Annotated in this window: 18 protein-coding genes; 2 read left to right on the forward strand and 16 right to left on the reverse strand. The window is 43.2% G+C overall.

What is annotated here, in order from left to right:
• Positions 1 to 404: 404 nt before the first annotated feature.
• The 6 genes from LPAF129_RS07005 to queG all read right to left on the reverse strand — a co-directional run bounded on the left by LPAF129_RS07005 (position 405) and on the right by queG (position 6,932).
• Complete coding sequence (locus LPAF129_RS07005) at positions 405 to 1,742, reverse strand: dihydrolipoyl dehydrogenase family protein (RefSeq protein WP_244055464.1); 1,338 nt, start codon at positions 1,740 to 1,742, stop codon at positions 405 to 407.
• A gap of 96 nt (positions 1,743 to 1,838) precedes the next feature.
• The gene (locus tag LPAF129_RS07010; RefSeq protein WP_244055465.1) at positions 1,839 to 2,819 is read right to left on the reverse strand and encodes a linear amide C-N hydrolase; all 981 of its coding nucleotides are present in this window, start codon (positions 2,817 to 2,819) and stop codon (positions 1,839 to 1,841) included.
• A 194-nt stretch (positions 2,820 to 3,013) separates the two neighbouring features.
• Positions 3,014 to 4,324 (reverse strand): MFS transporter, encoded by a 1,311-nt coding sequence (locus LPAF129_RS07015; protein WP_244055466.1) that lies wholly within the window; start codon positions 4,322 to 4,324, stop codon positions 3,014 to 3,016.
• A 307-nt stretch (positions 4,325 to 4,631) separates the two neighbouring features.
• Positions 4,632 to 5,126 (reverse strand): DUF1440 domain-containing protein, encoded by a 495-nt coding sequence (locus tag LPAF129_RS07020; protein WP_244055467.1) that lies wholly within the window; start codon positions 5,124 to 5,126, stop codon positions 4,632 to 4,634.
• Positions 5,127 to 5,370: 244 nt separating this feature from the next.
• A complete protein-coding gene (locus LPAF129_RS07025; protein ID WP_244055468.1) occupies positions 5,371 to 5,751 on the reverse strand; it encodes a DUF4430 domain-containing protein in 381 nt (126 codons plus the stop codon).
• Positions 5,752 to 5,756: 5 nt separating this feature from the next.
• Positions 5,757 to 6,932, reverse strand: coding sequence for a tRNA epoxyqueuosine(34) reductase QueG (queG, locus tag LPAF129_RS07030; protein ID WP_244055469.1), 1,176 nt, complete (start codon positions 6,930 to 6,932; stop codon positions 5,757 to 5,759).
• Positions 6,933 to 7,375: 443 nt separating this feature from the next.
• Here queG and LPAF129_RS07035 point away from each other — a divergent pair, with 443 nt between their 5' ends.
• On the forward strand, positions 7,376 to 7,801 hold the full coding sequence (locus tag LPAF129_RS07035; protein WP_244055470.1) for a lipocalin-like domain-containing protein: 426 nt from the start codon (positions 7,376 to 7,378) through the stop codon (positions 7,799 to 7,801).
• A gap of 601 nt (positions 7,802 to 8,402) precedes the next feature.
• Here LPAF129_RS07035 and apf read toward each other — a convergent pair.
• The 6 genes from apf to LPAF129_RS07065 all read right to left on the reverse strand — a co-directional run bounded on the left by apf (position 8,403) and on the right by LPAF129_RS07065 (position 14,282).
• On the reverse strand, positions 8,403 to 9,035 hold the full coding sequence (apf, locus tag LPAF129_RS07040) for an aggregation-promoting factor (protein ID WP_244055471.1): 633 nt from the start codon (positions 9,033 to 9,035) through the stop codon (positions 8,403 to 8,405).
• A 392-nt stretch (positions 9,036 to 9,427) separates the two neighbouring features.
• Positions 9,428 to 10,204 (reverse strand): hypothetical protein, encoded by a 777-nt coding sequence (locus LPAF129_RS07045; protein WP_244055472.1) that lies wholly within the window; start codon positions 10,202 to 10,204, stop codon positions 9,428 to 9,430.
• A gap of 173 nt (positions 10,205 to 10,377) precedes the next feature.
• The gene (locus tag LPAF129_RS07050; RefSeq protein WP_244055473.1) at positions 10,378 to 11,226 is read right to left on the reverse strand and encodes an energy-coupling factor transporter transmembrane component T family protein; all 849 of its coding nucleotides are present in this window, start codon (positions 11,224 to 11,226) and stop codon (positions 10,378 to 10,380) included.
• Positions 11,204 to 12,931 carry an ABC transporter ATP-binding protein gene (locus LPAF129_RS07055; RefSeq protein WP_244055474.1) on the reverse strand — a complete coding sequence of 576 codons (1,728 nt, stop codon included), beginning with the start codon at positions 12,929 to 12,931 and terminating at the stop codon, positions 11,204 to 11,206. The genes LPAF129_RS07050 and LPAF129_RS07055 overlap by 23 nt, the downstream gene beginning before the upstream one ends.
• Before the next feature lie 3 nt (positions 12,932 to 12,934).
• Positions 12,935 to 13,498 (reverse strand): ECF-type riboflavin transporter substrate-binding protein, encoded by a 564-nt coding sequence (locus LPAF129_RS07060; RefSeq protein WP_244055475.1) that lies wholly within the window; start codon positions 13,496 to 13,498, stop codon positions 12,935 to 12,937.
• A 136-nt stretch (positions 13,499 to 13,634) separates the two neighbouring features.
• Positions 13,635 to 14,282 (reverse strand): HAD family hydrolase, encoded by a 648-nt coding sequence (locus tag LPAF129_RS07065; RefSeq protein ID WP_244055476.1) that lies wholly within the window; start codon positions 14,280 to 14,282, stop codon positions 13,635 to 13,637.
• A 188-nt stretch (positions 14,283 to 14,470) separates the two neighbouring features.
• Here LPAF129_RS07065 and LPAF129_RS07070 point away from each other — a divergent pair, with 188 nt between their 5' ends.
• Positions 14,471 to 15,652 carry an iron-containing alcohol dehydrogenase gene (locus LPAF129_RS07070; protein ID WP_244055477.1) on the forward strand — a complete coding sequence of 394 codons (1,182 nt, stop codon included), beginning with the start codon at positions 14,471 to 14,473 and terminating at the stop codon, positions 15,650 to 15,652.
• Positions 15,653 to 16,027: 375 nt separating this feature from the next.
• On the opposite strand, the gene LPAF129_RS07075 is transcribed toward LPAF129_RS07070, so the two are convergent.
• The 4 genes from LPAF129_RS07075 to LPAF129_RS07090 form a co-directional block, all read right to left on the reverse strand.
• Positions 16,028 to 17,821, reverse strand: a complete 1,794-nt coding sequence (locus tag LPAF129_RS07075) for an FAD-dependent oxidoreductase (protein ID WP_244055478.1) — start codon at positions 17,819 to 17,821, stop codon at positions 16,028 to 16,030.
• A 167-nt stretch (positions 17,822 to 17,988) separates the two neighbouring features.
• On the reverse strand, positions 17,989 to 18,159 hold the full coding sequence (locus tag LPAF129_RS07080) for a hypothetical protein (protein WP_244055479.1): 171 nt from the start codon (positions 18,157 to 18,159) through the stop codon (positions 17,989 to 17,991).
• Positions 18,160 to 18,339: 180 nt separating this feature from the next.
• On the reverse strand, positions 18,340 to 20,007 hold the full coding sequence (locus LPAF129_RS07085) for a LeoA/HP0731 family dynamin-like GTPase (protein ID WP_244055480.1): 1,668 nt from the start codon (positions 20,005 to 20,007) through the stop codon (positions 18,340 to 18,342).
• Positions 19,994 to 22,459, reverse strand: a complete 2,466-nt coding sequence (locus tag LPAF129_RS07090) for a coiled-coil domain-containing protein (RefSeq protein ID WP_244055481.1) — start codon at positions 22,457 to 22,459, stop codon at positions 19,994 to 19,996. The genes LPAF129_RS07085 and LPAF129_RS07090 overlap by 14 nt, the downstream gene beginning before the upstream one ends.
• Positions 22,460 to 23,437: the final 978 nt, after the last annotated feature.

Genomic DNA, 23,437 nt, shown 5'->3' on the forward strand with positions numbered 1-23,437 from the left:
TTTGAAACAAGCAGCTAGTGGTTGGCGTGAATGTGTGGTTCTGAATTATGGTTGCTTCCTGTTCTTTTAACCAGTCGCCCGCCATGGGGGCAACTTCGCCTGGCTTGCCCCCAGTCTCCTGCCAACTGGGGGCAACTTTGCTCGACTTACACCCAGTCGTCCGCAATACTTCCGTCTTATTTTATATTTGGCCCGTCTTTTTACAATTTTTGGGGCCAGACTCTTGCTCTGGTGCATACTTTGCTCGACTTTGCTCCAGAGGGGAGCAGTCTGGCCCCTTCTTTCCCATTCTTGGGGCCAGACTGCTTTCGTTTGCCCCCTCCTTCCTCGCTTAAAACAAAAACCTTAGCGTTCTAGCAACTAACTTGCACAACACTAAGGTTTCATTTCAAACTATTGTAATTTTATAGCTGGTCTAAAGTATCTGAAGCTAGCGATGGGAACAGATAAACTAGACGACCCATTTCAGCGGGACCCCAGCCAAATTCAACTGCTGGTAAAATTGAGTTGATCGCGTCATCAGCTTTTTCGCTGACTTCGGCGGCACCCACAACTTTGTGGTCAGCATCATAAACTAAGGTTAACTTCGCATAGTCTTCATTGTCGACCAAACGGTACCAGCCGCCCATCAAGTCGTTTTCTTGCACACTATGATCAGCGGAATCTGCCACATCAGCGGCATTCACACCAACTTGGGCGATCCGTGGTGAAGTAAAGACAACTGATGGAATTGCTGGGTAATCAATTGCTGCATCTGTCACGCCACTGAATAATTTCATCAAATAAGTTGTCTCATAAATTGCTGTCGGAGTAAGTTTTGGCTGCTTTTTGTCCAGCACATCCCCGGAAGCATAAATGCTGTCGACACTAGTTTGCAGATGGTCGTTGACTTCGATGCCGTGTGCGTTATATTTGACACCCACTTCGTCTAAGCCTAAGTTTTCAACGTTCGGGATCCGGCCAGAAGCATCTAAGATCCAATCAGTCGTTAAGCTTGCGCCATCGCCGTAGCTAACTGTATATTGGTCACCTGCTTGGGCAAATTCAGCCACCTTGGCGCTGCGAACAAACTTCACCCCACGTTTCTCCAAATCAGCAATCACGTGTTCCACATATGGCTGGTGGAATGAACGTAAAGCCTTGTCAGCGTGCATTAAAACTGTAACTTGTGCCCCCGCTGCGTTGGCGATCGTGGCAAATTCCATTCCGATGTAGCCACTGCCAATAATAGTAATGTTAGCAGGCAAATCTGTTAACGCCATAAAGTCGGCACTGTCGTGAGCTAAATCTGTACCAGGAATGTCCAAACGATGTGGTCGTAAACCAGTGGCGAGCACGATCTTGGCTGCAGTCTTTTCAGAGCCATCCACCACGACGGTGTGCGCGTCTGCTAGTTTCCCAGTCCCATGAATCATTTCAACACCTGCATCTGCCAGCAAACCGCTGATAAAATCAGGTAAGCCGTCAATGACTTCATGTTCGTGCTTGACGTTTTCGGCCCAGTTAAAAGTTAAGTCGCCGCTCACGATATCCTTCATCCGTTCTTGGAAACGGACCAGTTCAACGGGTGCGTCTAAGGTAATTTTGGCGTTGCAACCGCGGTTCGGGCAAGTGCCCCCGATTTTATCGGCTTCGATGACACCGACTTTGTAACCCTTAGCGGCTAAAGGAATCGCCCCATCGAACGTACCGTGACCTGCACCTAGATACAAAACATCATATTGATAACCATTTTCTGGCATGAATTTAACTTCCTCTCTGATTAATTCAAATATCTAACTATTACGGTCACTTTACACCTGGCACGAACTGAAATGCAAAAAATCAGCTTGTTAAAATTAACGCATGACTTCAGTCAAATGCAGCTGATCGTCAATATCGTAAAAATGCGGGTGTTGCCAGTTCAGCATCTCATCGGTCAGTTGATACTTGGTGATGCCCAAGCGATGATACGGCTCAAAATAATAGCTGCGCGATTCCAGGCAAGTCGCCGAGCGGTAGACCGAATATGTCTGTTGGTAGCGGCTCAGCTTTGGAACTGTGACACTGTTTAACAAATGCCAGCTGCTGATCACCGCTTCTTGTTCGTTTTTAGGCTGGTCCGTTTTATCCCGATAGTAGGCAGCACGGATGAAGCGGCCCGTTGGCGTGTAAGCAGAAGTCGGGACCTTTTTACCCGCAAACCGACCAGTCCCGCTTTGAGCAGCGACCTTGGATGGGGCCGTCGTTTGCAAGTCTGCCCTCAAATTAATGTAGTCGCCCAATTGTTCCACCTGATGAGCGAAGTCAAAGGCGTTGGTCACAACTCCCAACGGATTTTCGATGACATTCATCGGCTGCACGGTCGGTTCAATGATCACACACCGGCCGGTCCGGTCCGTGGCGGCGTAGTGCAATTCCGGATAGCCATAGGGGATCTGGGCGTGCTTGCCGCTCATTAAACTAATTTCAGGCAAATGCTCAATAATCTCCGCCACGGACTTAAAGTTGCCCATCAAATAAAACGGCAACTCATATGGAGCCAGCTGCTGAGTTTCGGGGCGGGGGTCGTCATACAAATGAGTGCCGTTTCTAAAGGTCAGTTTTTGGACACTCAAGCCCCACTCATTGACACCATCGCTCATATCGATCGCCGCTTCCTTGCCGCGCCCAACGCCAATGATCGCGTAGCGGTTAGTCACCGTTTGCCCGTCAAAATCCCGGACCCACTGATAGTTTCTGGGTGAAAAGACCGGTCCAGACTCAAGCTCATGCCAGTCCATCGTCCGCGAAAACAAGTGGGTGCCATCCTGTGCAAGTTGTAAAATACTAGTACACATATCACCTCTCCTTTGCCAGTTTAATACTTTCATTATCACCGATATCCAGTCAAATTCAAAGCAGTTAGCTTAACAAACTGAACCTGCCAAATCAGTTGGAGTACAATAAAAAGCCTGTCAACACCGAGCCGTGTTCTTTTAACCAAAGAACAGCATCTGCGTTAACAGGCTTTAATTTGTCACACGATCTCACGTTAATTTTGAGGCTGCATGACACCTTCATCATATTTTCTTAATACTAAGTACATCACGACATAAATCGCTAATGGGATCCAGACGAAGTTCAAATCGATCATTCTGATCGTGGCTGCGTTTTGCGCCTGGTTGGCCACATAGCCCGAAGCGTCAAACATCATCGCGGTGATCAAACCGCCGATTCCGAGGCCCAGGTTAACGCCCCAATCACTAGTTGACGCTAACAAACCTTCAGCTTGGATCCCCATCGTTGTCCCGAAGGCGATCGTATCGGCGATCATGATAGAAACTAGGCCGATCACGATCCCGTTTCCGATCGAGTTAACGAAGATCCCGGCAAAGGTGATCCCCAAAATTTTGGTATAGGCACCCAATCCAATAATCAGCTGCCCGACTAACTCGATCATGATTCCGTGTGACATCGTTGCTTTTTTACTTCTAACTTGAGTAAAGCGCAAGATCAGCAGGACCCCAATGATCGACGCTAAGGTGAAACTGTTGGCAATCGATACCAGGTGGTCATTGTTGTAAACGTATTTGAAGTAGTAAATCGTCGTTTGGTTCTTAATGGCCGTTGATAACCAGTACAAGAAAACGACCACTGACAAAATGATCCACGGCTGGTTGTGCCGCAGCATGTTTAAGACTTTGCTCAACGGCTGGTGATTCATTTCTTCGTTAGTATGGCGTTCACGGACTTGGAAGAACGTGTTTAAGATCAAAACCAACGAGATGATCCCAAAAATAATCACTGTCCCCAAGAAACCTTTACGCTGGTCGCCTTTCCCGATCAATTGAACCAACGGGATCGTGAAGGTCGCTACTACGACTTGGACCAAACTGCCAAAGAATTGACGGATCACACCTAAAATGGTGATCTCCCGGTCATTTTCGGTCATTGTTGGCAAAATCGAAGTCACTGGCAAATTAACTGCCGTATACAGGAAACCTAAGCCCAGGTAAGTCACGTAAGCCCAAGCAAGTTTACCGCCGCCAGAAAAATCAGGCGTCACAAAGGTCAAAATTGCCACCAGCACATACGGTAAAGCATACCAGAGGAAAAACGGCCGACTCTTCCCCCATTTGGAATGGGTCCGGTCGATCATTAGACCTAAAACAACACTTTCGATCACATCCATCGCCCGCGCGATCGCAAATAAGATCCCGACATCCCGCGCTCGTAAACCATACACATCCGTGTAGAAAAATAACAGGTAAGAACCCATCATTTGAAAAATCAGGTTATCGGCGGCATCGCTTAAACCATAGCTGATCCGCTCACCCCAACCTGTTTCGTACTTTCTATTCATTTCCCTACAAATCCTTTCTTAATTTCAACGCTAACTTTTAGCGCCTTTCCTCGGCCAAAAACTCTGTTAATGCTCGCCTTCTAACCGAGTGACTCCGCTCTGTTTTCTTAGTCGAGCTACTCAAAGCAGGACTTTCCGCCTAGTCAAGACCAGCCTTCAATGCCTAGCCCGCATTAAAGGCCAGTCTCCACTAGTGCTCGAGTCCTCCCGCTTTGCTCCGCTCTGTTTTCTTCGTTCTATGTATGAAAAAATCCGGGTCACTAACCTGCCCGGATTTGCCAAACATTATTACTATTCCACCAACAACTTAGTCCTTGTTACTGAGTTCATCGTAAACTTTGCCGCCAACCAAATCATTGGTCCACATCCAAACCATATGGCCGACTAATTCAGAGAGGTGTTCGTCTTTAGGTTGTTCCTTAGCTGATGGGACAACGTTCAAGGCTGGCATTACACCCAAGTGGAAGACTGCCCAAACACCGATTCCATACCAAGTTCCGTGGCCTTTAGTAATTGCGGGGAATTTGTGGCGTAATAGTTCGTAGATCACTGCCCAGGAAACGGAAAAGCCGTAGTGCATGATGAAACCAGGCCATTCGATTTCATGACCAGAAAATGTGTATTTCTGACGAAGAACTTGGTCAGACAGGCCTAACATCCGCATGGTCTTGTATGGTGGGTTTTCTGCGTCCCGTTCTTCTGTCCGAGGTGGGAAGACATTTTCCCAACCCATTTTAACTAAACCAGAGATCAGCCCAGCGGCGATCCCGGCACCGATTGCTTTTTTAACACTAACTGCCATTCAAAATTCCTCCTCGTTCTATTTCTTTGTTAATAATTCTAACAAATAGTAAGTATAAATTCAAATTCATTTAGTCCATAGGTTAATTAAAGGCTAAATTTCAGCTTTTTTCAAAGAAAACGACTTCAGATGTCCGAAAAAGACCGCTTCGCCTGGAAAATGGGCCCAGATTGCACTCCAATGAGCTATTGGTCGCTGAGATCAAAAATAGTCCACCAATGCTAGCGAACTATCTGCTGACTGCTTATTTGGAAATATCTTTCAAAATAAAGACAACGTGGTCTTTGTTGTGCAGCTTTTGTTCAGTCACGCCTTTTTTGGCTTCTTTGCCGTTCACTTCATACACCCAATACTCATCTAGGTCTGGATTCTGGGCATGTCCCTTAATCTCAGTCACCATCTGCTGCTCAAGCTTGACGTGCCAAGCTTTCTTTAGCCCTTGTAAAACGTTGGAGCCTGGCTTAACAGTGACCGTCTTTTTAGCCAGTGCTTTATTTTCATGCTTGAGCTGATAACTGACCCGGAGTGTTTTTTCCTGCGGCTGTTGCGTTTGATTACCGCCCGCACAACTCGCTAAAACTACTGTGGCCAACAACGTCACAATTATCATTAAACTCTTTTTCATCTTGCTCAGTCCCTCTTATTTTGTTTTAAAGCCATAATTTTAAGCACTGCTTGCTGGTATTCATCCAAGTATTCACTGGGCGTACCGGCAGCTTGTTCTTGCTGATACTTTTTCTGTAAAAAGTCGACGATCTCTGGGTTAAATTCCCGGACCAGCCGCCCCACCGCATAAGCTGCAGTCGCGCGAATAACGGGTCGTGGATCTTGGTCAAGTACTGCCAAAATTTGTGGGAGCGCACTGCGGTCACCCAAATTAGCGAGCGCGATCAGTGCGTTGCGCTGCAGCGGCTTTTTTCCACGCCAGGACCCGGCTAGCGGACCAAACCGGTCTTTGAAATCCCGGTTAGTGATCGTCAGTAAGGGCACGAGCTCTGGAGAAACGACCTCGGGATCTGGTTCCATTTCCGGGTGAAAGTGAAAGTCTTTGCCCCGGTTAAACGGACAAACTAGCTGGCAAATGTCGCACCCATAAATCACGTTATGGATCAGCGGCCGAAACTCGTCAGGCATTAACCCCTTCGTTTGCGTTTGGTAAGACAAGCAGCGTTGCGCGTTCAACCGCCCGTCCCCGAGCAGCGCACCCGGTGGACAATAATCGATACAGCGGGTGCAATCCCCGCACTGTGATTCTTGCGGCTCGTCTGGTTCAAACTCAATGTTAGTAATAATTTCGCCCAAATATACAAACGACCCAAATTTCTCCGTGATCAGCAAACCGTTTTTGCCGATGAAACCTAGGCCAGCCCGTTGCGCCACGGCTACATCCACGAGCTCGCCGGTATCGACCATCGGCTTAAAAGTCACGGACTCATCTGCCAGCGCGGTGATCTGCTCGATCAGCTGCGTCATTTTGTCCCGCAAGATCTGGTGGTAATCAGCTCCCCATGAGGCTCGGGCAAAGTGTCCCCGCTTTTGTTTCGTTCGCGGCGGGCGGGTCCGCATCTTAGTCGGATACGCCAACGCAATGGCAATAATCGAACGCGGCTGGTCAAAAATCAAATCAGGATTAAGTCGTTCGTCCAAGTTTTGGTGCTCGAACCCTGAAGTATGTCCGGCAGCTTTTTGGGCCAACAAACTCGGGCGCAAGTGTTCAAAATTTTCTGCCGTCGTAAAGCCGATTTGATCGATTCCAATTTCTTGGCTAGCCTGAATGATTTTTTCCTTCAGCTGTGCGTTAACCATCGCCTTCACCTCGCTTTGTTTTAACTAGTCGAGCTCCATGAAACAGAAAGTGCCGATTATGCTCGCTTTTTCCCGTTTCACTCCACTCTGTTTTACTTTAATTATACAATGTGACTCGCTAAACTTTAAGCATTTCTGATTATTTTTGTTAGGATCTACAGTAGGTTTCCGCATCAGAAATAAATCCATCTAAGTGAGGCGGCTTTGCTGGAAAACTGAGGGTTACTTTGCCTGACTTACACACAGTTGAGCATTAACTGGGGGTTACTCTCTCTGACTTACACACAGTTGAACGTTAACTGGGGCTTACTTTCCCCGACTTACACACAGTTCATCAACAAACTATGGGCTTCTTCCTGCTCAATGACGCTATTTTCCTATATTAACGCTTCCAAAAAAGTTGTAAAATAGTAGATAATTTTATGACTTTAAGGAGGATCACCATGGATTTAGAGAAATATTTAATTGGAACTTGGGAATTAGTTGATTACAAATTTAGTGAAGCTGGCAATCCAGAACCGCTAGGACCCAACCCTAAAGGATTTTTGATGTACACTACTGACGGTTTTGTTTCCGCACAAATGATGAAGCAAGGCCGCTCTAGTTATCAAAGCGGTAACTTACACTTAGGTTCAACTGAAGAAATGGCTGAAGCTGCTGCGGGCTATTTAGCCTATGCCGGCAAATTTGCCATCACAGGCTTTGACAAAGAAACAAACACAGTTTCTCTCGAACATCATATGGACGTTAGCATGAACCCCACTTGGTTGGGAGAAACACAAAAACGCTTTGCCACCTACAAAGACGGTCTCTTAAATATCCATGCGGACGTCAATGATGCTCAATTAATTTGGAAAAAAATAGAATAGTCGGAATAATTTCTGACCTGCTATAAAGCAACAGGAGAGACTGGTAATGCTAGTCTTTCCTGTTGCTTTTTATTTTGCAGAGATTATCAAATAGAAGCGCGATCCAGGTACAACTGGATGCAAGTTTGTCATTCTTTTAACCAGTCTCCAGCCAACTGGTGACAAGTTTGCTGTTCTTTTAACCAGTCTCGACGCAACTGGTGACAAATCTGCCATTCTTTTAGCCAGTCATAAGCTCTGGCTCATATTTTGCCTGACTTTGCTCCAGAGTGATTCAGTCTGGAGCTTACTTTTGCAAATTTGGGGCCAAACGCTTTTAGTCTGGACCCCCTTTTGCTAATCTTGGGGCCAAACGTACTGAGTCTAGCCCCTCCTTTACTGATTTTAGGGCCAAACATACTCAGTCTGGCCCTTCTTTTCCCATTCTTAGGGCCAAACTACCACCATCGCTCCGACCCAGCTCCAATTTGCACACCTAATTCAAAATTTTAAATACGCCCCTCCCAAAATACTCCCCCCTCTTACTTCACGCAAAAAAAAGCACAGCCCCCAACTTGAGAGCCATGCTTCATTGCTTTAATTTCATTAATTTTAAATTTGCTTAGTATGAATGATGTGCATTCCAGTACTGTTGAGCAGCTTGCCATGAGCCATAACGAGCAGTGACATATTGCTGAGCAACACGGTCCTGGTTAGCGCGGGAGTAATCACCGTTCAACTTATCAGATGATAATTGGTAAGCACCGATGTAGATCCCGTTTCTTGCATTGTAATCTCCGCTAGATTCGCGCGCCATGATAAATTGGCGAGCAGCTGCTTCTGAACCAGAAACGTTAGCAGTTGAACGTTGTGGTTGGGCAGCGCGTTGTTGCGGCTGTGCCTGAGCAACTGGAGCTTGCGCTTGTTGTTGTGGTTGAGCCGCTGGAGTTTGTGCAGCAGCTGGTGCTTGTTGTTGCTGAACTGCAGCCTGTGTTTGTTGTGGTTGTTCAACCACTTTCACGTTCCCTTTCTTGTCGATTTCTAGCTTTTGGCCAGGCAAGATAAAGTTCACGTCAGCTAATTTGTTAGCTTTTTCGATGGCAGCGACTGTTGTATGGTGTGCCAAGGCGATATCCGAAACTGTGTCACCAGCTTTAACGGTAACTGTATCGGCGTTGGCAGCAACTGATCCTGCAGCGAACAAACCTGCGGCAGCTGTTAGTGAAAGTAAAGTCTGTTTGATATTCTTTTTCATGATCTGTTGGACACTCCTATAATTACGATAAATTTTGATAACAAGTTTCGTCGAACTAACTTCAATTGATTCAACGTCACCTAGTATAGCTAATCAATGTAACATTTAAATACCAAACTATTTACCATTTACGCCGTTTTTGCAAAAAAACTATCATTTTGCAACATTTAGTAATATTTACTAAATAAATTTGCCCAAATCCAGCTAACAAATCCAGTCAGAACAGTCTGCAGCCCTAGATTTCTTTTATAACAAAAATCGGTCTCTCAGCCCTAAATATTACAAAAAGTTTTTTATTTCACAAAAAAAGCCGGTCACTTAACCGACTTTGTCCTTGCTTTTCTTCCAAAATTTCTGACTTCTTTACCCACAGTTTTTTCTGTCACAAGTAATTATTGTGGATGGGAAGTCTTTCTTTGCCCCTGCTTAATGGCGTCTTGAATCGCAGTGTATTGCAAATGCGCAATCTTTTCGAACCCATAGGCAGTGACGTTCTCACGTGAATTAGTCACGCGTTGATCTTGATGTTTGCCGCGGTATCCCCGTAAATAAGGCGCAACAAAAGCATCAAACTCGACTTCATCTCCACGTTGGAGCGGTTCTAGCCGATAAAACTCGGCAATACGTTCCATCCAAATTTGGTCCGCTACGACTTCATTTTTGCCGTCCGCTTTGACGTGAGCGACGGCCACATATTTCTTGTTATTATGACTAACATGGACGTAATTAGCGACAAAATGATGTTTTTTCTGGTCATGTAAGAGGCTCATTTTAGTTTGTTGCGTGCGCTCATGCTGCTTTTTTTGCTGAACTGCTACGTTTTTAACCGGATCAAAATGTCTCACCTGGTGGATATCTTCTAAGCCGTAGTCCACCGTCACCACACCCGTTTGCGTAGGATTTCTGCGATAAACATTGACCCGCGCACTAAATTCCACTTCGTCGCCAACTTCTAACGGCCAGACCTCAATAAATGCAGGATATCTTTGGAGCCAAACATGGTCCGTCACTTCAGTTAGCTCTCCTTTAAATTTTAGTCTGACATTTTCGACCATCAGATATTTTTGCTCAGCAGTGGCCGACGAATAATTCGCTACAAAAGTGTGGCGTTTGAAGTCGTGCAGTTCACGCAACTTTTTTCGTGAAACTGCATCATCTCCCGCTCGCATAAACATCAACTCACTTTCGCTTTAAACCCAGCTATGACTGACTATGTTTCTTTCCAGTGTCCGAATTCACGATAATGATGATTTTCATCCGTTGCCTCTTTTTCATCTATTTTGCCAAATGTAGTCCCGCTAATTCTGTCAATTAACCAACTTTGTCCTTGCTTTTCTCTTGGTTAGTTAAACGGATTATAGTAGCGTCCGCCGTTCACCTGAAATAACGCAATTCCCAACACGATCAAAACGACCGTGAAAAAGATCAACCCGTAATCCAGTTTTGCTAACGGGTGTGACATATACCAGGTCCGTTTCTTTTGCGTGCCAAAACGGCGCAAGCGCATGGCCCGCGTCGTGACTTCGATCCGGTCAAGCGATGAAAAGACCAGCGGCAATAAAATTTGCGAGCTGCCCTTCACCCGTTGCCAGATGCCTGCCTTCTTTGAAATTTCCAAGCCCCGTGCCTGTTGCGCCAAACTGATCTGTTTGAACTCGCGCATAAAGTCTGGAATGTAGCGCAGCGACAATTCGACCGCGTAACAGATCTTGTAAGGGATCTTGATGCGGTTCATCCCCGCCGCCAGCTCAGAGGGATCCGTAGTGTACAAAAATGCCAAGATCAGCGGCACGATAAAAATATATTTCAACGTCATGTTTAACAAATAAAATAATTCTTCAGTCGTAACGACAAAAAAGCCGCTGCCAAATAAGACGTGACTGCTGCCGTAAATTTCGGCGCCGTAGTGTGGGCTGAACACATAAACTAAGACCAGGTTTAACAAGGTAAACCCAATAATGGCGTAGACTAAACCGCGCACCTGCCGCCACTTCAACCGGGCTGCAGCGTAAAAAATGAAGGCAAAGGCTGTCAATAAAACTAAGTAGCGCGTGTCATAACTGACCATCCCGATCGCCGACAGTCCCAACAAGATCACGATTTTGGTGGTCCCGGATAACCGGTTGATCCACGGAGCCCGCTGCTGCGACCCGGCGATTGGCTTCGGGTCAGTTTTCAACTTGGTAGGCATGCTGCTTGCTCCTTTCGTAGGCGGTAAATTTTTCGGCAAAGCTGATGGCGTCGGCGATCCCCGCCTTTTGGGCCAAGGTCTGTAAGCTCAAATGCGACAGGTGAGCCTGTTTGATCACGGCTTGATCCGTCAAAACTTCTGCCGGTGGGGCCTGGGCCAAGAAACGTCCCTGGTCCAAGACGAGTGCCCGGTCCGCGTAACTTAACATCAGGTTCATGTCGTGAGTCACCATGACGACCGTCACGCCAAGGTCGCGGTTCAAGTCCGCCAAAAAGTCCATCATCTGGGCATAATGCGCGAGGTCCTGACCTGCTGTCGGTTCGTCCAAGATCAAGATCTCGGGTTCTAACACTAAGACTGCCGCGATCGTGACCCGTTTTTTTTGCCCGAAACTTAACGCGGACAGTGGCCAATTACGGTATGGATATAAGCCGGTAACTTTTAAAATTTTGGCGACACGCGTCTGCTGTTCGTCAGCGGGAACGTGGCGTAACTTCAAGCCTAAGGCAACTTCCGCAAACACCATCGTCTGCGACAACATCTGGTTGGGGTCTTGCAAAACGTAGCCGATCCGCTCGGCCCGCTCTTTGACAGATAACTGCTCTAGGGGCTGAGAACCTAAGGTTAAACTACCAGATCGCGGAGTCAAGAAACCTGTGATCAGGTTGATCAGTGTCGTTTTGCCGGTCCCATTTTGGCCGACTAAAGCTACCATTTCCCCCGCATTGATCGTGAAGTCGAAATTCGTAAAGAGCGGCGGCTGTCCCGCGTAGCCAAAGTTCAAGCCCTCCCCGCGTAATAACGGCTGCGGCTTAGTTTCGACTGGCGGTTGCGGTAAACTTGCTTGCCACGTTGCCAACTGTTGACCCATTTGAGCTGGCAGCTCTAGTTGCGGCAAGTCATCCAAACCGCTGAGTTGAGCCACGTCGATTCCGGCATCTTTTAAGGCCGTGACATATAATGGTTCACGCAAACCGTTTTTCAGTAAGACGTCCGTTTGTAAGACCTCAGCCGGGGTGTCGTTGGCAATGATCTGACCGTCTTTTAAAATGATCAGGCGGTCAAAGGCCACTTGGAGTGCTTCTTCGATCCGGTGGTCGATCACGATCACGGTCAAACCGCGTTCGTCTGCCAAACGCGCCAAAAGTTCCATCGAAGCTTTGCCAGCCGCTGGATCAAGGTTAGCCAACGGTTCGTCCAACAACAAGATCGGTTCATTGTCGATCAGCACTCCTGCCAAGGCGACCCGCTGTTTTTGGCCGCCGGACAGTTCTTGCGGTTTATGGGATAACAGCTCAGGTAAATCGAGGATCTCCGCCCATTGCGCGACGCGCTCGTGTAACTCAGGGACTGGTCGCTGGTCGTTTTCCAGGGCGAAAGCCACATCTTCAGCCACCGTTAACGCCACAAACTGTGCATCCGAATCCTGCAACACGGTCCCGACTTCAAAAGACAAGGCCGTGATGTCTAACTCAGTGATCTCGCGGCCGTTGATTTGGACCTGGCCGTGCAGCTCACCCGGAAACTCGGCCGGGATCACCCCATTTAACAAACTGTCCAAAGTCGACTTACCCGAACCAGACGGACCTGTCAGTAAGACTTTTTCACCCGGCATAATTTCAAGGTTCACATTTTTCAGCGTCGGCTCAGTTTGATTGCGATACTGAAAACTAACATTTTTAAAGACAATATTTGGAGTTGACATGGGCTATTCCTTCGTTAATTTTTGGTCCTGATTTTGCGTCTTGCCGTATGCGATCAATAATAAGGTAGCCACGATCCCGATCGCCAGCGAGTTCGTAATAGTCGCTGTCACACCCTGCAAAAAGACCTTGCCGGCCGGTTGCGAGTAGATCCAGATATCGCCTAACGGAGCGAGCACGCCCCAGCACAAAATATTGGCAACAACTTGTAAAACGTTAAACTTCACCAATTTTCCAGTCGTTAATTTTTCCTGCTTGATCTTCAATAAATTACGTGAATACCCGATCAGAAAACCAAATAAAGCATCGGCAATGATCCATGACCACCACGGGTCACCCCAGGATAAGTCAGTAAAGAGATGGGCAAAAAAGGCCGTCAAACCGCCCACTGCGGGGCCAAAGATGGCTGCCAAAAAGGTCAAAAAGGCTTCGCCGAGGTCAATCGTCGTGTTCGGCACTCCAGTTGGAATGGGCACAAAACGTTTCAAAACAAAGACAATGGCGATCCCAATTCCGGTGGCGACTACCGCTTGGACTGACAGTCCACGACTACTCTTTTTTTCGTTCATTCAAAATTCCTTCTTCCTATTATGGTTACTAACTATCACAATCTTAAACTACTGACCGTTTAAGTCAAGTCAGTCTTTATCAAAATGCGAACGAATAGTAGCTTTTTTCGGCTAAAGTTACTTTCATTTTGACAAATTAGCCCATTTTACGGTGATTCTTCCGGTAATATTTTCGGATTTCGCCAAATCCCGTCAAAACCTGGTCCGCCTGACTTTGGTCCAATTGATAATACGGATAGCGGACCGCCCACGTTTCCAGCCCCGCACTTTTAGCGGCCTGGATCCCGACCGGACTATCCTCCACTGCCACACAGTCAGCCGCCGTCAAACCCAACTGCTGCAAACTAGCCTGATAAATATCTGGTGCTGGTTTATTATTGGCAACCTGGTCGCCGCTCATCACCGTGTTAAAGTACTGACCCAGTTCACACTGGCGCAACATCTGGTTGATCCCGGTCAAATACCCCGCCGAAGCTAGGGCCACTTGCCGACCATCATTAACTAAGTCCGCCAAAAATTCCGCGACATTATCATTTAAATATTCGGCATAGTCGATCATATGGCTGTGGCGGTAGTCTTCAAACTGCGGGCGTAACACTGCTCGTTTCTCTGCAGTCGGCACGAGTTTTTCCCAGCCGTTATCCGCAGAGAGTCCAACGATCTCCGTAATGTTATCAACTCCTGGCTCTTCTCCGGCCTGACGCAAAAAATCAGTTTTCAACTGATAAAAATATCGTTCACTGTCGACTAGTACTCCATCCATATCAAAAATAACTGCTTTCATTCTGCTGACTCCTTTATTTGGCTAACTTTCCTCTTCCACCATCATGATAACACTTACAAAAATATTACGTTACTATAAAATATTTGATGGAACGGCTTGAATTTTAGCATACGAATTGCCTATAATTGATACTGTACTCTGGCAACGCTTAAATTAGCACCTCAATTCTTTTAAGGGAGGATAATTACGTGTTAGATTTTACTTTTAAAAATGCCACCGACATTCGTTTTGGCAAAGACCACATCGACCATGAATTATACGATGTTCTAGCTGACTTTGGTCAAAACGTACTGTTAGTTTACGGTGGAAAATCTATTAAAAAAAGCGGCTTATACGAACGAGTTTTAGGTCTGCTCAAAGGACTTAATGTTACAGAATTAGCGGGGGTCGAACCTAATCCTAAGATCGCCTCAGTTCGGGCGGGCCAACAATTGGCCAAAGAACACCAGATCGATGTTGTCTTGGCAGTGGGTGGCGGTTCCGTCATCGACGCAGCGAAAGTGATCGCCTCGGCAGCTTACTATGACGGTGATCCATGGGATTTAGTACTCCACCCTTCATTGCGGTTTGACATCGACCAGCTGCCTGTTGTGGATATTTTGACACTCGCAGCAACCGGTTCAGAAATGAACTTTGGTTCGGTGATCTCCAACCCAGATATTCCGCAAAAGAAAGGGACTGGCGGTCCTAATTCACCAGCGGTTTCTTTCTTGGATCCAACTTTGACTTACACAGTTCCTGCTCGCCAAACGGCCGCCGGAGCCAGCGATATCTTCAGTCACTTGTGCGAACAATACTTCGACAACAATAATAATGAAGTTTCCAAGTGTATGATCGAAGGTTTGATGCGCACGGTTATCAAATGGGGACCGGTCGCTGTCAAAGAACCAGAAAATTATGAAGCTCGGGCTAACTTAATGTGGGCAGCTACGATGGCCTTAAACGGGATCGTTGGTGCTGGGACGTTAAACAGCTGGACAGTTCATCCGCTAGAACATGAACTCTCCGCTTACTACGACATCACCCACGGCATTGGCCTCGCAATTTTGACGCCACGTTGGATGGAATTTGCGTTAAATTCCAATACCAAACCACTCTTTGCACGTTTTGCTCGGAGTGTCTGGGATCAATACGGCTATGACGACATGGAACTGGCTGAAAACTCAATTCGCCGGACCCATGATTGGCTCAAGTCACTTAATCCAGAAATGACCTTGCCAGACGTTGGTATTACCGATGACAGTAACTTCGCAGCGATGGCTAAAGCCGCCGTTAAATCTGGCCGCTTGGCAACTAACGCTTATGTCCCAGTGACTGAAAGAGATGCCATTCGGATCTACCAAGATTCAATGAAAGAATTTAATAAATAAACAAAAAAGAGCTGTGCCCTGATTTTTTTCAAGGACCAACTCTTTTTTTGACGCTATTTTTAGTCTGGGCTCGACTTACACCCAGTTAGGCCCCGACTGGGGGGAACTTCGCCTGACTTACACCCAGTTGCGCTCCGACTGGGGGGAACTTTACCTGACTTACACCCAGTTGCGCTCCGACTGGGGGAACTTTGCCTGACTTACACCCAGTCTCTTACGTTTGGCCCCTTCTTCAGTAATCTTGGGGCCACCCCCTCACTCTGGAGCATACTTCCTCTGACTTTGATCCAGACGGGTTTGCTCTTTTTTTATCGAGCTGTTTCACCCAGAAGGTTGTACTTAACCTGCTTTCTCCCGTTTCACTTCGCGCTGTTTTTAAATTTGTTTCAAGGCATCCTTAACTGCTTCTTTGATAGCGTTACTTGAGACAGATGCCCCTGAAATTGCAGCTACGTCAGGAGTATTTTGGTCGACCATTTCTTGACTCAGCCGTTCCAAAGCAACGTCTCCAACTTCACCAGTTTCACTTTGCTGCAAAATTTCTACTTTGCGTAAAGAATGATCTTCAGGTGTGACTGTGACTCGCACAACCACCTCATCACCCATTCCAGCATTACTTTTACCAAGATACTGGTTTTCATCAACTGAGTAATTCTTTTCCTGCTGGATATCACTAGTAACTTCCATTTGCTTAACTTCTAAGTGGCCCGTCATTTCTTCTGTTGGATAATTCTTTTCAGCCGCTGCATTTTCTCCGGCAATCTTACCAAAAATCAAGCAGTCAGCAATGTCGCCGCCGCCTTGATATTGGCCGCCCCAAATCGAGCCTAATTCTCCGGCTGCGTACAAACCTGGAATTGGTTGGTGCTCAGGGTCAAGTACTTCGGCACGTTCGTTTCTCCGTGGCCCACCTTGGGTATTTAACATATAATTTCCTAGCGGAGCTGCATAATAAGGTCCTTGATCCAACTGCCGCATCGTTTCTGGTGCACGGTCAAATTCATCAGCTTCTTTTTGACAACCTGCATTAAATTGCTCAACTGCTTCTGCCAAATTTTCAGCTGGAACGTCGATCAATTTCGCTAACTCTTCAATTGTTGCAGCTTTAACTTCAGTTTCTAGAACTGCTTGATACAACTGATTATCAGCCAGTTCTTCATGTTGAGTTTGATCAAAAATCATCCATGGATCAGCTTGTGTCAACGGTGTCCGCCATAAGCCATGATTAGCCAAATAGCCGTGGCGTTGCGGTGCATTTTCATTTTGATACCGGCTGCCGTCATCCCCAACTCGGAAAACTGAACCGTTAGTTAAGGCTGGTCCCATGACCATTGTTGGCCGTTCGCCTTCTTTGGCGCGTAACATCGTTGACAAACCGGAGATGGCTTGCATGTGCCATAAATCAGCGCCAGCTTCAATTGCCAAATCAATCCCTTTACCTTGATTATATAAACCGCCAATTGGTCCGATCGAAGGTTCACCAATGTAATTTTGGACTTTATCTTGGTTATTTTCAAAACCGCCCAGGGTTAAAACAACCCCATTTTGGGCCTTGATATTCAGTTTTTCTCCAGCACGTTCAACTTGAACCCCGGTAACCTGACGACCATCATTTGCCATGATCAAATGTTCAGCTGGTGTACTAAACCAGATATCAATGTGGTCAGCACGGTCGACTACTTGTTGCCGTAAGTTTTTCCACAAAGCACCATCGCCAAATTGCTCGTTAACTAGGAGAAAATCAAAATCATCTGCACCAGGCAGTTCTGGATATTCCGGAGTCATTGGTCCCAAAATCGGTTTCTGACTAGGGTCTTTTTTAATTAATTCCCGAACACTCACTGGTTCAACACCCAAATACTTTTGAACATACTCGCGCATCTGCGCCAAATTTTCTGTATAAATATTTGTGATTTTTGGTTCAAAGTTCATTGGACCGTTCAATGCCAAATAATATTTTTTAATTTCATCAGCCTGAGAACCTGCCATAATCAATTGTCCACAATAGCGGGTATTTCCGCCCTCATGTCCTTGCGGTGCTGAATCAACTAACAGAACTTTAGCCCCACGATCTGCGGCAAACCGGGCAGCCGTAGCCCCCGCTCCACCAAAGCCAACTACCACAACATCATACTGTGCATCCCACTGTTTCAATTGATTTTCTAACATGTGGTTTCCTCCTTCTTGGAACCAATTCACTTGTTAATTTTATCACATAAGTTAAAAGAAAACACTACCATTCATTAATTTCTGCACAAAAAAAGACACTTTCCTGTCCCCTAAAAGCGACAGCAAAAGTGTCTCATAATTTATGTTTCAAATGTGACCATGACTAGCTACAACAATTCTTTTCCCACTGGCTGAGTACTTTGCCAGCCCTTCAAATCATCCGGCTGTTGATAACTCTCTGGTGTTCCCTGGTAGTGCGCGTATTTTTCTGTTAAATTTTCTGGCTTAATTGGAGTTAAAACAATCACTGTTTGTCCCTCTCGCTTTTCAGTTTCCATAAAACACAAAGTTCCGCCCATCCAAATCCAAGATTCAACGTTAAAGTCACGTTAACTCCTGGTTCGACTCCCTGTTTTTTGAATTAGCTTGGAAGCTTTAATGTCACTGGATTTAAGCTATATAGCCAGCAAAAATTTTATCTACTATCAGATTATTTATAATAAGATTTCCTTCGAATTTTAAGAAATTACCTCAAAATCAGCTTCTATACTTTTACCTTCTAGTTCCCAATGTCTGAACTCATTTATAAAGCTTTCTCGTTCAGTCATTTCCATCTCCATCTCATTGATTCTACTAAGCAAATTGTTGTACTCAGGGAAAAATTCGTCAAAGAATTGATCAGAATTATTGATAAATTCAATATAATCTTTCCGTTGCTCACTCAAGCTTTCTTTAATAGAATTTTTCATTTCTTTAAATTTTTCTTGTTTTTTTACCTCACTATAGCTATCCCACAATTCCAATCCTATTCCGATAAACGAACTAACTACATTAACACCTTTCGAGATGTTACTAGCAAGTTTAATCGCCCCCCAAGGTTTGAATTTAAAGCTTGGCATTAAGAATTTTCGTGCTGCTAAGACCGTATTATTCGAAACTTTAGTATTTTTCAAAAATTCGCCACCCGCTTTAATTCCTTTCAATGTCAAGTCACCAACCATGCTATTGTAGTGGCTTAAGCTGGAATCAAAATTAATCTCCGTTTTGGAAATTTCATGAGATATTTTCCCTAATTGACGTTCAAATTCATTTTGTATGTTTGTTTCAAGTACAATTCCTTCATCACCTATATTCTTTTCAAAAAAATCTTCAATCGTTTGCATGTCTGTCCCTTTAACTTGAAGTATCAAATCTGTGAATAATTCTGTAATGTAATCTTTCAAATCAAGTCTGGCAGCATTAATACTTTTTTCCGATTTATTTTGTTCTTTCTGTATGTCAGACATAGCATCTTTAAATCTATTGATTTCTTCAACTACTGTCACCATTTTTTGTTGCACAATGGGCATCTGTTTTTGAATTACATCCTTTATAATACTTTGACTCGTGGCTAAAACTAAAGCATTTTCCCCACCCGAATTTTTAATTTGGTTTGTCGTAGCGATCTGCAGATCGGGGATGTGCGATATCTCATTATATTCTTCTATGTTTGAAAGCCAATATTCAAATCCTTCGCCGAAAGGATTTGCAGCAACTGCAACGATTGGTACTTCTTGTGATTCACTAATGATTCCAAAATCGCGGAGTCGGGACATAATATTTTCTTTCTTTATTTTTAATCGTTCTTGATACTCATCTTTATCTTCCAGATCAACCTCTTCGTCAAATCTACTAAGAACAAATACTACTCGAGAAAGCAAATTCAGATCCTTGAATAGCCAGTTCAATTCAGCTTTATGGCTATTTTTAATTGGATTATTAGGGCTCATTACATATAATAACAAGTTAGCTTCACTTACATACCTACGAGTAATTTCTTTATATTTAACCTGATTTTCAGTTTCTTTAAACCCAAATAACCCTGGAGTGTCAATCAAGTCAAAGTCGCTCAGGTGGTATACTTGAACTTCATCACTTGACTCAGAGATATCGATTTTCATTGTATCAGGATCATAATTACCAGACCAAGCAGCAGCAATTGACGTTTTCCCCTCAGAAAAGCCTCCTACTAAAACAACTTTAAGTTTACTAGACTTTACATCATTGATACCAGCTGAAATTTTTGTAAGCAGGCCTTCCTTATCTGTTACATCAAATCTTTGTCCTTCTTTTACAAACTCTAACAGTCTTTCCAAAATTTCAATTGTTTTTGCTTGTTCTTGTTTAAACTGCTCAATTGTTTCCATTATGATTTTCTCCTATCTCTTTATTCATTTGAAACGAGAGTTTTTGAATGTCTTTTTTTACTCTCAGAAACGTTTCTGTCATAGTCTTTACGTGAATCTGTGGTTTATTAAGTCCTTTTTTGATTTCTCCAATACCAACAATCATATCTTCTTTGATATCTGATTGTTGTTTTTTAAGTTCTTTTTCCATTTCTGCTGCAACTTTGTCGATATTTTCATCTGCATTCTTTCGCTGCTGAGCTTTATGAAAATCCTCATTGAGTGCAGCCTTAATCTTTTTATAAACACCCCAAATCATTGCTAAGGATGACATAACCAACTCCACCCATCCTATTGGATTAGTAATATTTACCGCAATTATAACTAAACCAACTATACCTTCAGCTATCCCAACTACAGTAGCTTTAACATTTATATTTGGCTTTATATTAATCTCTGGATTAAATTTAAAGTTAAAGTCCATAGAATTTGAGTATTTATCGACAAGCTCGCTAACATGTTTTTGAAAAGTAGCGACGATATCCGATATTTCTTGAACAAATTCTTTGCCTGCTTTATCCATGTGTGACTTTAAAGTTTTAGTGAAGTAAACTACCCCCTCTTTAGTTTGCTTCTTTAAAATTTGCTCAAAAGATTTATCATCAATTCCTTTATCAATATCCGCATATATCTTTTTACGCATTTCATTTTTCATCGCTATAATAGATTGATGCGAGGCGTTTTTTAAACTCTGTTCATAGATACTTCCAGCTATATCAAGTTTGTCAGAAGTGATTCCTAGGTTTTCACTCAATGTATTTTGTAATCTCTTAAATGTAGAATGAATTTCATTAATTTCTTCTATCGTTTTCTGCAAGGTAAGAGAAATCTTTTTATAATTAGAATTTACAATTTTCTCCTCTACATTTACAATTAGCTGACCAGTCATCCAGCTTGCAAAATTTGGTACTAGACTCAAATCAAGTACTTTTGACAAATCTAAAAATCTATCCCGAAATTTTTGTTTAGATTTATCAAATTTCCCTCCATAATAATTACCTAACGCTATGAATGCTGGATATGCGCTTAAATATTTATGTGAAGCATAATTTTCTCCAAATAAATCTGATAGAACTGTATCGACGTCCTTAAGACTCTTCGACTCCTCGCCACTGATTAATCCTTCTTTCAACGGTCGTGGGCTAGTTATCGGTTTGTTGTATATATAGTAAACTTCACTATTTTTTGAAAGCTGTCGAGAAATCTTTTCAATGGTCCCCAGACTCTCATCGTCACCCTTTTGTGGTGGTGTTGGATTCTTACTTATGTAAAAAATAACGTGCGCTTTATTAACAGCACTATCAATAGCTTTTTGGACGTCTTCTTCCTTTCCTTCAATACCAGGTAGGTCAAGTATCGTAAAACTTTTACCCTTAATTTCAAAATAATATTTACCAACAGTCTGTGTAAAATCCGACTTTCCATCGCCCACAATAGCTCCATCACTAAAATTCTTCAAATCATCAACCATCATATTTTTTTTACGCTCGTTAATATCTAATTCACTTTTAATGACACTTTGCTGATCTGCTGTCTTCATTTTGTAAGATTTAATTTCTTTTTCAAAGCTCTCACACTCGTTAGTAATTGATTGAACTTGATTAATTAACTGAGCTTTCATATTTTCCATTTGATTAACAAGTGATTCTTTTTCAGATTTAGTTTCATACACTTTTTTTTCTAATTGTTCTACTTCACATGTCAGAGAATTTATTTCCTTTTGTTCTTCTAATTTGTGAAACCAACTTCTCAGCATACTCCATGTGCTGGAAAGCATTTTATCTAAAATAACTCGATTTAAATTACTCTTTTCATTTCCTAATTTAGCAATTTCTTCGTCTATCTCAGAAATCGTTAAATTAAAATCATCCACTTTAACTTGAATTTTTAAAATATTGCTATCTGATATCGCTTTAAGTTTTCTGATTCTATTTTTTCGATTATTAATACATTTTTTACTAACTAAAATTTTTTGCTCAAGTTCCTCAGATATTCTACTTATTGCTTTTTTATTTTCATCAATACGTTTGTCTGCACTGTCTAACAAAATTTTGGTTTGTTCAAAGTTTTGTCGTTCTTCATTTTTTCTGCTCTCATTCAGCAATATTCTTAAGCTCTCTACTAAAGTTGATTTACCAGCGTTAGTTTCTCCATATAAGGCAATAGTAAAAGTTTCCCATTCTGAATCTTTTTCAAGGGATTTTATATTCTCATTTATTTCATTCCGAACATCACTTAATTTATTTATTGCCTCTTTACTATATTCTTTAAACTCATTTTCTTCATTTCCATTTTTACTATATTCTTCAAACTCATTTTCTTCATTTCCATTTTTAAGAGCATTCAGTAATTCTTCAATCTCATTAATTATTTTAGTATATATATTCTGTTGCGAATCATTCATTTCTATCATAAGTTCACTGAATTCCTCCATTATAGATTGCTGAATTTTGATGTTTATACAACTAATTGTCAATCCTTATAGGAAACTAGCACTCATTAACCCTACTTTCCAAACCAATTTCCCACCTAACATCCCCGTAAATGATTTATTCGTCAATTCTTCGGATAACTCATTGATCAACTGAATCATCTTCTGATTGGCCGCAATTTATATTAATCAATTTACCAACCAAATACCGATTTTCAAGTATACTATCCAAAGAAAAATCAAACCTGACAAATTCTCCTTTGACTAATTTTATCATAGTATCTTTGTCACCATAATTAGATTCTCCGGCTACATCCATTGAATTCAATTATGTTAGTGGCGATTACTAAGATTGATTCATCCTTCTTCAACTACGACAAACTCACCAACAAAAGACAAATTATCTATTTCATTGGCTAAAAACTTCTGTAATTTTCATTTGATGAATATTTGTTGGACTTCATAAAAAATTATCAATAAAATTTTCTTTTTGATAGCCAACTGCATTCTCCCAACCAGGCTTTTTGAACTCGCTAGTATAGAACTCTGTATTACTTCCGGATGGTTTCGAATAATCACTCCTTGTCCTTTCAAGCACAAATAATCTGAAATACTACCGAAGTAAAACTGTCCCCATTATTTCTCCACTGATACTGAATAATTGATTGATGACACTCGATGGTACTAATGTATAGCTTTGAACATAAGCACTGATCGTGGATTTCTTTAATTCACTGGCCCACTATCATTTTATCCGATGTAAAAATCTAAACATTGCTTCATTTCCAATGTCATCTCTTAATTATACCATTCGTATAAAATTCCGTATAAATTATCATATATTAAAAAAGAAAAATATTATGCTAGTCAAAATTTCATATTTAAGCGTACCAAAAGAAAAGTTGGCTTTACTATGAAGGTTTCGAGTGATTAAGGACTTTGGCCCTCATCCCACCATTT

Origin of the sequence: Ligilactobacillus pabuli (genome assembly GCF_022836475.1) — a bacterium.
GTDB classification, from domain to species: domain Bacteria; phylum Bacillota; class Bacilli; order Lactobacillales; family Lactobacillaceae; genus Ligilactobacillus; species Ligilactobacillus pabuli.